A 12,880-nucleotide genomic window follows, 5' to 3' on the forward strand; every position below is an offset into this window, starting at 1 on the left:
CCTCCATCAGCAAGTCGAATACGGGCCGGCGCGGTTGCGCTGCCGTGAGGGCGAATATGCGGCGCCAGCCATAATGGAGGGTCAATGTCGTATGGACGGTACGTAATGCTGTGCTCGCGCATGCTGCATCATCGGTGGGGGAGATCCAGCCCGTCGTACTGGCGAACCGTCGGATGAACGGGCGTGATCCGGCGGTCGCCAATACCGCACCGGTCGCGCAGCGCGGTGATCACGTGGCGCCGGACCCTGTCCGTCTACCCGTCGCGCCAGCACCCCGAGGCGGCCCGCCGCCCGTCCACATCGCGGCCCGCCCTTCGGTGTGGCATGCTCCGAGACCGGAGGTTTCGCCATGCCCGCCATGATCCGCGCCTTCTTCGACGAGCCGACCAACACCGTGTCCTATCTGGTCTGGGACCCCGCCACGAAGCGCGGCGCCGTGATCGACCCGGTGCTCGACTGGGACAATCGGTCCGGCACTGCCGACACCGCCTTCGCGGACCGCCTGCTGGGCGATGCCGCACAGGAAGGCATCACCATCGACTGGGTGCTGGAAACCCACGCCCACGCCGACCACCTCACCGCCGCGCCCTACATCAAGGCACGCACCGGCGCGCCGATCGGCATCGGCGAACACATCCGCGACGTACAGGCGATCTTCCGCCCGGTGTTCGCCGCCGAGGACGTGAAGCCGGGCGGCGGCGACTTCGACCGGCTGTTCCGGGACGGCGAACACTTCGCCATCGGTTCGCTCGACGTCGAGGTGATCCACACGCCAGGCCATACGCCGGCCTGCATCGCGTACCGCATCGTCGCGCCGCAGGCGCGCTCGGATGAACCCGACGACGTCTTCGTCGGCGACACGCTGTTCATGCACGACTACGGCACGGCGCGCGCCGACTTCCCCGGCGGCGATGCCCGTACGCTGTATCGCTCGATGAAGCGCCTGCTCGCGCTGCCGCCACATACCCGGCTGTGGATGTGCCACGACTACAAGGCGCCTGGGCGCGACCACTTCGCCTGGCAATCCACCGTGGCTGAACAACGCGCGCACAATCCGCACGTGAAGGACGGCACGACCGAGGACGAATTCGTCGCCTTCCGCACCAAGCGCGACGCGACGCTGGCGGCACCCGCGCTGCTGCTGCCGTCGATCCAGGTGAACATCCGCGCGGGGCGGTTTCCGCCGGCGGAAGCGAACGGCGTGCGCTACCTGATGGTGCCGGTCACGGCACGCAACGCCGCGGCTGTGGAGTGAACCGAGGGGGCGCCGCCCCCTCGGACTCCCCCGCCAGGGGGCCACGGCCCCCTGGACCGCGAGCCGTCAGCCTGCCGCGTCGAGCCGCGCGGAGACCTTCGGCGGAGACATGGGCAGTTCGTAGAAGCGCACGCCCAAGGCATCGTGGACGGCATTCGCGATCGCGGCCAAGGGCGGCACGATCGGCGCCTCACCCACGCCACGAACACCCTGCGGGTGCTTCGGGTTCGGAATCTCGAGCATGACCGGCTCGATCATCGGCACGTCCGAACACACCGGCATGCGGTAATCCAGGAACGCCGCGTTATCCACGCGGCCCTTCGCGTCGTACAGGTATTCTTCGGACAGCGCCCAGCCGATGCCCTGCACCACGCCGCCTTGGATCTGGCCCTCGACATAGGCCGGATGCAGCGCACGCCCGACATCCTGCGCCGCCGTATAGCGCAGCACCCGCACGATCCCGAGATCCACATCCACCTCGACATCCACGCAATGCGTGGCGAAGCCGGGATCGGCACCCGTGGTGTTGAGCTGCACCTGCGTGCCGATCGGCCCGCCCATCTCGTTCGCCTTGGCCGCGAGCTCCTTCAGCGACAGCGGCGGGAACTTGCCCGCATTGTCGCCGGCGGGCAGCGCCATGCCGTCCTGCCACTTCACCGCCTCGGCATCGATGTTCCAGATCTTCGCCGCGCGCTGGCGCAGGTCACCGATCACCTTCTCGGTCGCCGAGGTCGCCACCAGCGCCGAAGCAAAGGTCACGCGGCTGCCACCCGTGAGGTTCGAGAAGCCGATGGTCTGCGTGTCGCCGATCATCACGTTGACCCGCGCATGATCGACCCCCAGCAGTTCCGCCACCACATTGCTGATCGACGCGCGCGACCCGCCCACGTCGGGGTGCCCCGTCGTGACCAGCACGTTGCCGTCCTCGGTGATGTTCACCTGCACCGAGCTCTCGCCGCCCGCATTGTACCAGAAGCCGGACGCCACGCCGCGGCCGCGCTTCACGCCAGGCCGGGGGTTCTTGTCCAGCGGCGCGCTGTAGTGCGGGTGGTGCTTGATCGACTCCACCGTCTCCTTGAAGGTGATAGCGCCGAACGTCGGGCCGTAGATCGCCTTGTCGCCGGCCTTCACGGTGTTCTTCAGCCGCATCTCCAGCGGATCGAGGCCGAGCGCCTGCGCGATCTCGTCCAGCACGCACTCGGTGGCGAACGCGCCGAGCGGCGCGCCAGGCGCACGATACGCCGCCACCTTCGACCGGTTCGACACCACGTCGAAGCCGACCGACAGGATGTTCGGGATCGCATACTGCGCGAAGGAACAGCCCACTGGCCCGCGCAACGGCGAACCCGGCAGACCGCCGGCCTGCAGGTAGAAGGTGCCCTTCGCCGCGACGATGGTGCCGTCCTTCTTCGCGCCGATCTTCACGGTAGACAGCGACCCCGGCGCGGGGCCGGTCGCGCGCTGCACTTCCTCGCGCGTCATCACCATCTTGACCGGGCGGCCGGACTTCTTCGACAGCATCACCGCCACGGGCTCGAGGTAGATGATGGTCTTGCCGCCGAAGCCGCCGCCGATCTCGGCGGGAATGGCGCGGATGTCGCTCTGCGGGATGCCCGTCAGCAGCGACGTCATGGCGCGCACCATGAACTGCCCCTGGGACGACGACCAGATCGTCACCCGCCCGTCCGCGGCGTAGGACACCGTGCAGGCATGCGGCTCGATGTAGCCCTGGTGGACCGGGCGCGTCTTGAAGGTGCGCTCGACCACGATGTCGGCCTCAGCGAAGCCGGCCTCCACGTCGCCGGTCTTGAGCACCATGGTGCCGGCGATGTTCGACGGCTTGCCCTCGAACTGGTTCCATTCATGCAGGATCGGCGCGTCCGGCTTGATCGCGTCCTCGATCTCGATGACGTGCGGCAGGACCTCGTAGTCCACTTCGATCAGCGAGCACGCGTGCGCCGCCACTTCCTCGCTGATCGCGGCGACCGCGGCGACCGCATGGCCGTGGAACAGCGCCTTCTCCCGCGCCATGACGTTGCGGCACATCCAGCGCATGTCCTGGATGCCGAGCATCACGGACTTGTCGAGCGGGAATTCGACGATGTCATCGCGCGTCACCACCGCCTTCACGCCGGGCAGCGCCTCGGCCTTCGACGTATCGATGGAGCGGATGCGCGCATGGGCGTGTGGGCTGCGCAGCACCTTGCCCCACACCATGCCGGGCATGGTGTTGTCGGCGGCATAGCCGGCGCGGCCGGTCACCTTGTCGGCGCCGTCGGGGCGGATCGTGTTCTTGCCGATCCACTTGTTGGACATCTCGTTCATCAGGCGGCCCCCCTCATCTCGGCAGCGGTTTCCAGCACGGCGCGCACGATCTTGTCGTAGCCGGTGCAGCGGCAGAGGTTTCCGGCCAGGCCGAAGCGCACCTCCTCCTCGGTCGGATCGGGATTCTTCTCGAGCAGCGCGCGCGAGGCCATCAGCATCCCCGGCGTGCAGATGCCGCATTGCAGCGCCGCCATCTCCAGGAACTTCTGCTGCAGCGGGTGCAGGTGGTCGCCCTGCGCCATGCCCTCGATGGTGCCGATCTCATGGCCTTCGGATTCCACCGCCAGCATCAGGCACGCGCAGACCAGGCGGCCATCGACGGTGATGGAACAGGCGCCGCAATCGCCCGTGCCGCAGCCTTCCTTGGTGCCGGTGAGCCCCAGCGGCCCGCGCAGCGCATCCAGCATCGACGCCGACGGATCGGCCAGGAATTCGACCGGCTCGCCGTTGATGGACGTGGCGATGTGCAGTTTCGACATGGTCTCAGTTCCCCCCGGCGCGCTGCGCGGCAATCGCCGCCGTGCGCTTCAGCAGCACCCCCGCCACCTTGGTGCGGTAGACGATGGTGCCGCGCTTGTCGTCGATCGGCTTGCAGGCGGCGCGGCAGGCGGCGGCCGCGGCTTCAAGCGCCGCATCCTCCAGCCGCGACCCGATCAGCGCCTTGGCAGCGGTGTCCACCAGCATGACGGTGGGCGCGACGGCGCCCAGCCCCACGCGTGCGGCGGTCACCACGCCGCCCGCCATGGTCAGGCTGACGCCGCAGCCCACCACCGCAATGTCCATCTCTGTCCGCGGGATCATGCGCAGGTAGGCATCGCCCGAGCCCGCCGGGCGCGGCGGCAGGGTGAAGGACACCACGATCTCGCCCGGCTGCAGGTTGGTGCGCCCCGGCCCCGCCGGCACCGCTTCCACCGGCATGGACCGTCGCCCGTTGGGCCCCTGCACCGTCACCACCGCCCCGGCGGCGATCATGGCCGGCACGCTGTCTCCGGCGGGCGATCCGTTGCACAGGTTGCCGCCGGGTGAGGCCCGCCCCTGGACCTGCTTCGACCCGATCAGGTTGATCGCCTCCAGCACGCCCGGCCACACCTTGCCGAAGCGCGCATGTTCGGCCAGCGCGACCGCCGGCACCGCGGCGCCGATACGGAAGCCGCCATCGGCGGTCTCCTCGATCGAGGTCATCTCCGCGATCTTCTTGATGTCGATGATCGTGCCCGGCTTCGCTACGCCGTTTCGCATCTGCACCAGCAGGTCGGTGCCGCCGGCGAGGATGCGTGCCGCACCGGCCGCCGCGGCGAAGGCGCCGACCGCCTCGTCCAGCGTGCGTGGCGCCAGGTATCGGATGTCTGTCATGTTGCTTCCCATTCCCCGGGCCGCCCGGTCGTGCCGGGGGGCCTGCTTCTTTCCGCGGGTGCGCGAGGCGCACCGGACCGGGAAAGGCTAGTCCGGCCAGCCGGGGAGCGGTAGGGGTGCCGGCGCCGGACCGCGGCGGGGCGCTCAGTCCTCCGGGTGGCAGAAGACCTGTTCGAGCGTCGCCATGATCCGTGCCACGCGTGGGTCGGCGATCCGGTAGTGGATGGTCGTGCCCGCGCGCCGCGTCGCGACCAGCCCGTCGTCGCGCAGCTTCGCCAGGTGCTGCGACATGGCGGGCTGCGACAGCCCGGCCCGGGCGGCAAGCCGCCCGACCGGCGACTCGCCTTCCGTGATCAGCGTACACAGCACCACGAGCCGTCGCTCGCTGGCGAGCAGCCGCAGCATCGCCGCGGCCGCGGCCGCATGTTCCTCCATGGCTGCCGCCGACAGCGGGGCAGGCGCTGGGTCGGCCATCGCGGACCGGGTCACGGGCATGATTCCACGCAGGGTAACCTTGTTCCGGGGTTGTCGGTACACTGGGCCTTCCGGGTCGGCGCTTCAAGAACGGCCGTCGGTCGGCACGGCCCGTGCAACGCCGGTGCCATGACCAAGGCCCTGCCTTCCACCCGCGGCCCGCGAACCGGGTCCCGCAGCCGTGCGGCAACGCTGCCCGAGACCCTCGCCACCCGCCTTGCCGACCAGATCACCGCAGGGCGCATCGCGCCCGGCGCTGCGCTGGAGGAGGAACGCCTTGCCGCCGCGCACGGCGTCTCCCGTACGCCGGTGCGCGAGGCGCTGCGCCTGCTGGCCGCGACCGGCCTGGTGGAACATCGCCCTCACCGCGTCGCGGTGGTGGCGCAGCCCGAGCCCGGGCGCCTGGCCGAGATGTTCCAGGCGATGGCCGAGCTCGAGGCGATTTGCGCGACGCTGTGCGCCGGCGCCATGTCGCGCGCCGACAAGGCCCGTCTGGCCGCGCGGCATGCCGCGATGGCCGAGCTGGTGGCGGCCGATGCGCTCGACCGCTACCGCGACGCCAACGTGGCCTTCCACGAGGCGCTCTATGCCGGCGCCGGCAATGGCTACCTGGCTGAGCTCGCGGGCGCCACGCGGCGGCGCCTGGCGCCCTTCCGCGCCGCGCAGCTGGCCGGCGGGGACCGGCTTGTCGCCTCCCATGCCGAGCACGGCGCCATCGTCGATGCGATCCTGGCAGGCAATGGCGCGGCGGCGGCGGCGGCGGTGCGCGGCCACCTGGCGGCGACCGAGGGCGCCTGGGGGCTCATGGCCGGCCACCCGCCGGCGCGGATGGGATGACACGGCGGCCCGCGTCGCCGGACGTCCTCCCCGCGCGCTGCCGTGCGACCCGATGTGTCGGCGGCGCGTCCAACCGAGTGCATCCCGGCGGCCGGGTCGCCCGACGAACACGCGCGCCGCGACCTCGATCGTGGATGGCTGCCAACAAAGTCGGCGCCCGGCGCCCGCCCGCAATGGCGGCAGCACGGCACGGTGACGCTCAAACTGTATGCAATCTTGTATACACCTTGGCCGGGCGCAGGCGCCCCGCGGCCCGGCACGGGACTTGCTGACTGCCGGGTCATGAGCGTCCCCGTGGACATTGCGGCCCTGCCCTTCACGCGCGCCGCGCTGCACGCCGCCTATGCCGGCGGTCTCGCGCCCGGCGCCGTCGTGACCGAGGCGCTGCGCCGGCTGGACGCGGCCGCGGATCCGGGCATCTTCCTCGACACCACGGCGCCCGACGCCCTGGCCGCCGAGGCCGCGGCGCTGCCGCCCTTCGACCCGGCGCGCTTCCCGCTCTGGGGTCTTCCGGTGGCGGTGAAGGACAACATTGCGGTGGCCGGGCGGTCCATGACCGCCGCCTGCCCAGCCTTCGCGCACGTCCCGGCCGAGGATGCCGAGGCGGTCCGTCGGCTCCGTGCGGCCGGTGCGCTGGTGGTCGGCAAGGCCAATCTCGATCAGTTCGCGACCGGCCTGGTCGGCGTGCGCACGCCCTATCCGGTGCCGCGCAACGCCGTGGCACCCGACCGAGTGCCGGGCGGGTCGTCATCGGGCTCGGCCGTCGCCGTGGCCCGCGGCATCGTGGTGCTGTCGCTCGGCACCGATACGGCGGGGTCGGGGCGCGTTCCGGCGGCGTTGAACGGCATCGTGGGGCTGAAGCCGTCGCTCGGCGCGGTCTCCACGCGCGGCGTCGTGCCGGCCTGCCGCAGCCTGGATTGCGTGTCGGTCTTCGCGACCTCGGTCGAGGATACCTGGGCCGGCTTCCGCGTGCTGGCCGGTGAGGACCGCGCCGATCCGTTCAGCCGCCCCATCGCCTGGGTGGAACCAGGCGTGGTGCCCGTGCGCATCGCCATCCCCGCACCCGCCGACCTCCACCTGGACGACGACGCGGCGCGCGCCGCGTGGGCCGCCGCCCGCGCGCTGCTGCCCGCCGCGCAGGAGGCCGCAATCACGCCGCTGCTCGACACCGCGCAGCTCCTGTATGACGGCCCCTGGGTAGCCGAGCGTGCCGCCGCCTTCGGGGACTTCGCGAAGGCGCATCCCGGCGCGCTGCATCCCGTGACGCAGGCGATCATCGGCACTGCCGACCGCTTCAGCGCAGTGGACGCCTTCCGCGGCATGTACCGCCTGGCCGAACACCGTCGCGCTGCCGAGGACTTCTTCGCGCGCTTCGACGTGCTGGCGGTGCCCTCGGTGCCGAACTTCCCGACGCTGGCGGAACTTGTGGCCGATCCCTTCGCGCCGAATGCGCGGCTGGGCACCTACACCAACTTCGTGAACCTGCTGGACCTGGCCGCACTCGCGGTGCCGGGGCCGGCGCGGCCGGACGGGCTGCCCGCCGGCATCACGCTGATCGGCCCGCGCGGGTCGGACGCCTCGCTCGCCGCGCTGGGCATGGTCTTCGCCGCGCGTGTCGCGGACCAAGGAAAGGCGCGCGCCGCATGATCGAGATCACCGTCGTTGGCGCGCATCTCACGGGCCTGGCGCTGAATCACGAGCTGGTCGGCCATGGCGGGACCTTCCTGCGCGCCGTCGGCACAAGGCCCTGCTATCGCTTCTTCGCGCTCGCCGGCGGGCCGCCGCGTCGCCCCGGGCTGCTGCGGGTGGCGGGGCGCGAAGGCGCGTCCATCGCCGCCGAGGTTTGGTCGCTGCCCGATGACGGCTTCGGCCGCTTCGTCGCCGGCATCCCCGCACCGCTGTGCATCGGCACGCTGCTGCTGAACGACGGCACCACCCCCAAGGGCTTCCTGGTGGAACCCGAGGGCCTGGTCGGTGCCGAGGACATCACCCGCTTCGGCGGCTGGCGCGGCTATCTCGCCGCGATCGCCGCACCCACCCCTGTCTGAAGGAGAACGCCCATGATCCGCCGTCGCCATCTGCTTGCCGCCGCCGCCGTGCCGCTGGTCGCGCCGCATGTCGCCAATGCCCAGGCCGCGCGCACCGTGAAGGTCGGGTCGCTGCGCCTGATCCATTCCATGCCGCCGCATTTCTACCAACGCTTCGCCCCCGCCGGCATGACCATCGAGATCATCACCTTCGATAGCCCGACCGACGGCAAGAACGCCGTGGTGACGCGCAGCGTGGATGTCGGCGGTTTCGGCATCGCGGCCGGTACGCTCGGTGCGGCGGCGGGCGAACCCGTCGTGGTGATCGGCGCGTTCTCGAACCGCGGCATGGGCGTGGTGGCGAAGACCGGGTCGGGCATCACGAACATCGCTGGGCTGCGCGGCAAGCGCGTGGGCATCTGGCCGGGTTCGACGCAGGAGGTCTTCATCCTCGAGCGCCTGCGCCAGTCGGGCATGACGGTGCGCGACATCACCGCCGTGCGCGTGCCCTTCGGTGAGATGCACGCGATGTTGAGCCGCGGCGACATCGACGCCTATGTCGGCGCCGAACCGGGCCCGGGCCTGTCGATCACCTCCGGCGTCGGGACACTCGTAGAGTACCCCTACGGCACACCGATGGGCGGGTTGAACATGATCCTCGCGACCAGCGAGGCGCTGATCGCGCAGGACCCGGCGCTGCTGCGCACCATGCTCGGCATCCATCGCCGCGCCACCGAACACATGATGGCGAACCTGCCGGAAGTCGCGGAAGCGACCGTGCGCATCCTGGGCGCACCGCGTGCGGCGGTGGACCACGCCTTCGCGGCGGAGAACATCCAGTACGCCTGGAAGCTGGACGACACCACGCTGACCCAGGCGCGCCTCTACGCGCAGCAGATGCTGGAGATGCGGCAGATCCGCCAGCTGCCGGACTTCGCAAAGTTCCTCAACCCTCGCTTCTCGAACGAAGTCGCGACGTCGTGACGCGCCGCGCCGGCGGATGACACCGCCGGCGCCCCCCTTGTGCCAGGAGCCGCCATGAGCGCCGCCGCCGAATCGGTCGAACCCGCCGCGACGCGCGTGCCCGTGAGCCTGTGGCAGCGCGTGCGCGGCACGGTGCTGGCCTGGATCGTACCGCTGCTGCTGCTGGCGGTCTGGCACTTCGCGGTGCAGGCGGGGATGACGCGCCTTATCCCGTCGCCGGCCGAGGTCGCCGAATACATGGTGGACTTCGTCTGGGGCGGCATCTGGGACGATGCCTTCTCGGCGACCATGCACATCCACCTGCTGGCCTCGATGTCGCGGGTCTATGGCGGCTTCGCGTTGGCGGCGATCGTGGCGGTGCCGCTCGGTATCCTGATCGGGCGAAACGACACCATCCGCGCGCTGCTCGACCCCTTCCTGCAATTGATGCGGCCGATCCCGGTCACCGCCTGGTTGCCGCTGTCGATGATCCTGTTCGGCCTTGGGCCGCGATCGGCCTTTTTCCTCGTGTTCCTCGGCGCCTTCTACCCCATCCTGCTGAACACCGTGTTCGGTGTGCGCAGCGTGGAGAAGCGACTGTTCGAGGCGGCGTCGATGCTCGGCTGCTCGCCCTCCGCCCAGTTCACCAAGGTGGTTCTGCCGGCCGCCTTGCCGTCGATCTTCACCGGCCTGCGGCTCGGCCTCGGCCTCGCCTGGTTCGTGATCGTGGTCGGCGAGATGACCGGCGTGCCGCAGGGTCTGGGCGCCGTCATCATGGATGGGCGGACGCTGTCGCGCACGGAACTGGTCATCTGCGGCATGATCGTGATCGGCATCGCGGGGTTCCTGTCGGACCGCGTGGTGGTGATGGTGATGAACCGCCTGCTGCGCTGGAGCCCATCCCACCATGGCTGAACTGCCCATCCTCGATGTCCGCGGCGTGGGCAAGATCTACGAGCTCAACGGCCAGAAGATCGAGGCGCTGCGCGACGCCAACCTTGTCGTGAAGAAGGGCGAATTCGTCTGCCTGATCGGCGCTTCGGGCTGCGGGAAATCGACGCTGCTGCGCATCGTGGCGGGGTTCGAACCACCCACATCCGGCACTGCGCTGATGTGGGACAAGCCGGTCGGCGGCCCGGCCCCGGACCGCGGCATGGTGTTCCAGGACTACGGGCTGTTCCCCTGGCTGACGGTGCGCCAGAACATCGGCTTCGGGCCGTCGTCGCGCGGGCTGCCCAAGGCCGAGGTGCGCGACACGGTCGAACGCTTCGTCACCATGGTGGGCCTCACGCGTTTCGCCGATGCCTATCCGCACCAGCTCTCGGGCGGGATGAAGCAGCGTGTGGCGATCGCCCGCGTGCTGGCGAACGAAGCCGATATGGTGCTGATGGACGAACCCTTCGGCGCGCTCGATGCCATGACTCGCGAACGCCTGCAGGACGAGCTGCTCGACATCTGGGAACGCACCAAGCTGACCGTCCTGTTCGTCACGCATTCTATCGAGGAAGCGATCTTCCTGGCTGACCGCGTGGTGGTGATGGAACCCGGCCCCGGGCGCATCGCGAGCGAACACATGATCACCCTGCCGCGGCCGCGCGACGTCGCCTCGCCGGAGTTCAACGAGGTGCGGCGCGACCTCTCGGCCCGGCTGCACAGCCACCACGCGCGCAAGGCGGCATGACCCGAATCGCATCCGTGCAGCGGGTGGCGATGCGCCACCCGGGCGATGTCGCGGCCGTCGCGGCGCTGCTGGATACAGGGCTCGACCCGCGCAGCATCGTCGCCATCCTCGGCAAGACCGAGGGCAATGGCTGCGTCAACGACTTTACCCGCGCTTATGCCGTGCAAGCGCTGTGCGTGATGCTCGCGACGCGGCTGGGCAGCACGGTGGACGAAGTTGCCGCGCGCGTCGCCATGGTCATGTCGGGCGGCACGGAGGGCGGCCTGTCGCCACACTTCATCGTGGTGTCGGTCAGCGAGACGCAGGTCCCGCCGACCGGCGCGCTTGCCATCGGCACCGCCTTCACGCGCGACTTCGCGCCGGAGGAGATCGGCCGCAGGGCGCAGGTGGAAGCGACCGCCACCGCGGTGCGCGCGGCCATCGACGATGCTGCGATCGACGATGTCCACTACGTGCAGGTGAAGTGCCCGCTGCTGACCAGCGAACGCATCGCGCAGGCGCGCGCGCCGGTTGCGACGACGGATACCTACGCTTCGATGGGCCTGTCGCGCGGCGCCAGCGCACTCGGCGTCGCGGTGGCCCTCGGTGAGGTTGCCGGCGTGACCGACGACGCCATCGGCGCCGACACGTCGCTGTATTCGGGCGTGGCGTCCTGCTCCGCCGGCGTCGAACTGACCCGCAACGAGGTCGTCGTGTTCGGCAATTCCCACGCCTGGGCCGGCGACCTGCGCATCGCCCATGCGGTGATGCAGGACGGCATCGACCTGCCCGCCATCCATGCCGCGCTGCGCGGCGCGGGCCTCGATCCCGGCGGCGGGCAACTCGCCCCAGACCAGGCTGCGCGTCTGGTGGCACTGCTCGCGAAGGCCGAACCCTCCAGCACCGGCCGCATCCGCGGCAACAGGCACATCATGAACGACGACAGTGACATCAACGCGACGCGCCACGCCCGCGCGCTGGTCGGCGGCGTGGCCGCAGCAGCCACCGGGTGCACCGACCTGTTCATCTCCGGCGGCGCCGAGCACCAGGGCCCCGATGGCGGCGGCCCCGTCGCCGTCATCGCGCGCCGATGACCATGCAGCCGCGCGACCGCCTGCGCTACACCGCGCCCTCAGACCGCCCACGCCACGCGGGGCCGGGTGGCGCACGCCTGATCGTCTGGCCGGTCGTGAATGTCGAGACCTGGCTGATCGAGAACCCCATGCCGCGCCAGGTGCTCAGCCCGCCCACCGGTGCGGCGCTGCTGCCCGACGTGCCGAACTGGGCCTGGCACGAATACGGGATGCGCGTGGGCTTCTGGCGCTTCCACGCGCTGTTCGCGCGCCATTCCATCCGGCCCACCCTGTCGATCAACGGCAGCGTCATCACCCACTACCCGCGCGTTGCCGCCGCCGCGCGCGATGCCGGCTGGGACTTCATGGGCCATGGCTGGTTCCAGGTGCCGACGCACCGCATCGAGGACCAGCGCGGCATGATCGCGCGGACCACGCAGGCGATCGCGGACTTCACCGGCAGGCCCTGCGAAGGCTGGCTTGGCCCGGGCCTGACCGAGACGCCGGAAACCCCCGACCTGCTCGCCGAACACGGCATCACGTGGACCGGCGACTTCGTGGTGGACGACCTGCCCGCGCGCATCGCTACCACGCATGGCGAGATGCTCGCGCTGCCCTATTCCGTCGAGCTCAACGACATCCCCGTGGTGATGATCCAGCACCATGACGAGACCGAATTGCCGCGCCGCGCGCGCCTGTCTGCGGCCCGCCTGCTGCAGGAAGCCGAGGGCGATGCGGGCGTGAAGATCATGTGCATCGCCATCCACCCCTACATCACGGGCGTGCCGCACCGGATCGCGGCGCTCGAGGCCCTGTTCGACGACCTCGCCGGCGATCCCCGCGTGGCCTTCCTGCAGGGCACCGAGATCGCCGCCTGGTATCGCGCAAGCGGCGACACCGCCTGAATCAGGGG

At 70.5% G+C, this 12,880-nt stretch carries 13 protein-coding genes; 9 read left to right on the forward strand and 4 right to left on the reverse strand.

The genetic code is table 11. The features are described 5' to 3' along the window. The first annotated feature begins 349 nt into the window (after positions 1-349). Positions 350-1,255: an MBL fold metallo-hydrolase gene (locus tag MWM08_RS00230; protein ID WP_244457466.1), complete on the forward strand. Its 906-nt coding sequence runs from the start codon at positions 350-352 to the stop codon at positions 1,253-1,255. Between the two features lie 66 nt (positions 1,256-1,321). Here MWM08_RS00230 and MWM08_RS00235 read toward each other — a convergent pair whose 3' ends face one another. From MWM08_RS00235 to MWM08_RS00250, 4 genes are all read right to left on the reverse strand, one after another. Next, the gene (locus MWM08_RS00235; RefSeq protein WP_244457467.1) at positions 1,322-3,580 is read right to left on the reverse strand and encodes a xanthine dehydrogenase family protein molybdopterin-binding subunit; all 2,259 of its coding nucleotides are present in this window, start codon (positions 3,578-3,580) and stop codon (positions 1,322-1,324) included. Continuing rightward, the gene (locus tag MWM08_RS00240; protein WP_244457468.1) at positions 3,580-4,059 is read right to left on the reverse strand and encodes a (2Fe-2S)-binding protein; all 480 of its coding nucleotides are present in this window, start codon (positions 4,057-4,059) and stop codon (positions 3,580-3,582) included. The genes MWM08_RS00235 and MWM08_RS00240 overlap by 1 nt, the downstream gene beginning before the upstream one ends. 4 nt (positions 4,060-4,063) lie before the next feature. Beyond that, entirely contained in the window at positions 4,064-4,933 is an 870-nt protein-coding gene (locus MWM08_RS00245) for an FAD binding domain-containing protein (RefSeq protein WP_244457469.1), read from the reverse strand. A gap of 144 nt (positions 4,934-5,077) precedes the next feature. Beyond that, positions 5,078-5,422: an ArsR/SmtB family transcription factor gene (locus MWM08_RS00250; RefSeq protein ID WP_244457470.1), complete on the reverse strand. Its 345-nt coding sequence runs from the start codon at positions 5,420-5,422 to the stop codon at positions 5,078-5,080. Between the two features lie 114 nt (positions 5,423-5,536). Here MWM08_RS00250 and MWM08_RS00255 point away from each other — a divergent pair, with 114 nt between their 5' ends. From MWM08_RS00255 to MWM08_RS00290, 8 genes are all read left to right on the forward strand, one after another. Continuing rightward, on the forward strand, positions 5,537-6,244 hold the full coding sequence (locus MWM08_RS00255) for a GntR family transcriptional regulator (RefSeq protein ID WP_244457471.1): 708 nt from the start codon (positions 5,537-5,539) through the stop codon (positions 6,242-6,244). Positions 6,245-6,526: 282 nt separating this feature from the next. Next, on the forward strand, positions 6,527-7,891 hold the full coding sequence (gene atzF, locus MWM08_RS00260) for an allophanate hydrolase (RefSeq protein WP_244457472.1): 1,365 nt from the start codon (positions 6,527-6,529) through the stop codon (positions 7,889-7,891). After that, the gene (locus tag MWM08_RS00265) at positions 7,888-8,292 is read left to right on the forward strand and encodes an allophanate hydrolase-related protein (protein WP_244457473.1); all 405 of its coding nucleotides are present in this window, start codon (positions 7,888-7,890) and stop codon (positions 8,290-8,292) included. Before atzF ends, MWM08_RS00265 begins: the two co-directional genes overlap by 4 nt. A gap of 12 nt (positions 8,293-8,304) precedes the next feature. Further along, entirely contained in the window at positions 8,305-9,255 is a 951-nt protein-coding gene (locus MWM08_RS00270) for an ABC transporter substrate-binding protein (RefSeq protein ID WP_244457474.1), read from the forward strand. A 54-nt stretch (positions 9,256-9,309) separates the two neighbouring features. Beyond that, positions 9,310-10,149, forward strand: coding sequence for an ABC transporter permease (locus MWM08_RS00275; protein WP_244457475.1), 840 nt, complete (start codon positions 9,310-9,312; stop codon positions 10,147-10,149). Next, positions 10,142-10,915: an ABC transporter ATP-binding protein gene (locus tag MWM08_RS00280; protein ID WP_244457476.1), complete on the forward strand. Its 774-nt coding sequence runs from the start codon at positions 10,142-10,144 to the stop codon at positions 10,913-10,915. Before MWM08_RS00275 ends, MWM08_RS00280 begins: the two co-directional genes overlap by 8 nt. Next, entirely contained in the window at positions 10,912-11,988 is a 1,077-nt protein-coding gene (atzD, locus tag MWM08_RS00285) for a cyanuric acid amidohydrolase (protein WP_244457477.1), read from the forward strand. Before MWM08_RS00280 ends, atzD begins: the two co-directional genes overlap by 4 nt. Beyond that, complete coding sequence (locus MWM08_RS00290; protein ID WP_244457478.1) at positions 11,985-12,872, forward strand: polysaccharide deacetylase family protein; 888 nt, start codon at positions 11,985-11,987, stop codon at positions 12,870-12,872. The genes atzD and MWM08_RS00290 overlap by 4 nt, the downstream gene beginning before the upstream one ends. Positions 12,873-12,880 lie beyond the last annotated feature (8 nt).

Source organism: Roseomonas fluvialis, from assembly GCF_022846615.1.
GTDB classification, from domain to species: Bacteria; Pseudomonadota; Alphaproteobacteria; order Acetobacterales; family Acetobacteraceae; genus Neoroseomonas; species Neoroseomonas fluvialis.

What these genes read in the sequence shown, in the direction of transcription:
- MWM08_RS00230 (WP_244457466.1), top strand. Translation starts at nt 350, where the DNA reads ATGCCCGCCATGATCCGCGCCTTCTTCGACGAGCCGACCAACACCGTG.
- MWM08_RS00235 (WP_244457467.1), bottom strand. Translation starts at nt 3,580, where the DNA reads ATGAACGAGATGTCCAACAAGTGGATCGGCAAGAACACGATCCGCCCC.
- MWM08_RS00240 (WP_244457468.1), bottom strand. Translation starts at nt 4,059, where the DNA reads ATGTCGAAACTGCACATCGCCACGTCCATCAACGGCGAGCCGGTCGAA.
- MWM08_RS00245 (WP_244457469.1), bottom strand. Translation starts at nt 4,933, where the DNA reads ATGACAGACATCCGATACCTGGCGCCACGCACGCTGGACGAGGCGGTC.
- MWM08_RS00255 (WP_244457471.1), top strand. Translation starts at nt 5,537, where the DNA reads ATGACCAAGGCCCTGCCTTCCACCCGCGGCCCGCGAACCGGGTCCCGC.
- atzF (WP_244457472.1), top strand. Translation starts at nt 6,527, where the DNA reads ATGAGCGTCCCCGTGGACATTGCGGCCCTGCCCTTCACGCGCGCCGCG.
- MWM08_RS00265 (WP_244457473.1), top strand. Translation starts at nt 7,888, where the DNA reads ATGATCGAGATCACCGTCGTTGGCGCGCATCTCACGGGCCTGGCGCTG.
- MWM08_RS00270 (WP_244457474.1), top strand. Translation starts at nt 8,305, where the DNA reads ATGATCCGCCGTCGCCATCTGCTTGCCGCCGCCGCCGTGCCGCTGGTC.
- MWM08_RS00275 (WP_244457475.1), top strand. Translation starts at nt 9,310, where the DNA reads ATGAGCGCCGCCGCCGAATCGGTCGAACCCGCCGCGACGCGCGTGCCC.
- MWM08_RS00280 (WP_244457476.1), top strand. Translation starts at nt 10,142, where the DNA reads ATGGCTGAACTGCCCATCCTCGATGTCCGCGGCGTGGGCAAGATCTAC.
- atzD (WP_244457477.1), top strand. Translation starts at nt 10,912, where the DNA reads ATGACCCGAATCGCATCCGTGCAGCGGGTGGCGATGCGCCACCCGGGC.
- MWM08_RS00290 (WP_244457478.1), top strand. Translation starts at nt 11,985, where the DNA reads ATGACCATGCAGCCGCGCGACCGCCTGCGCTACACCGCGCCCTCAGAC.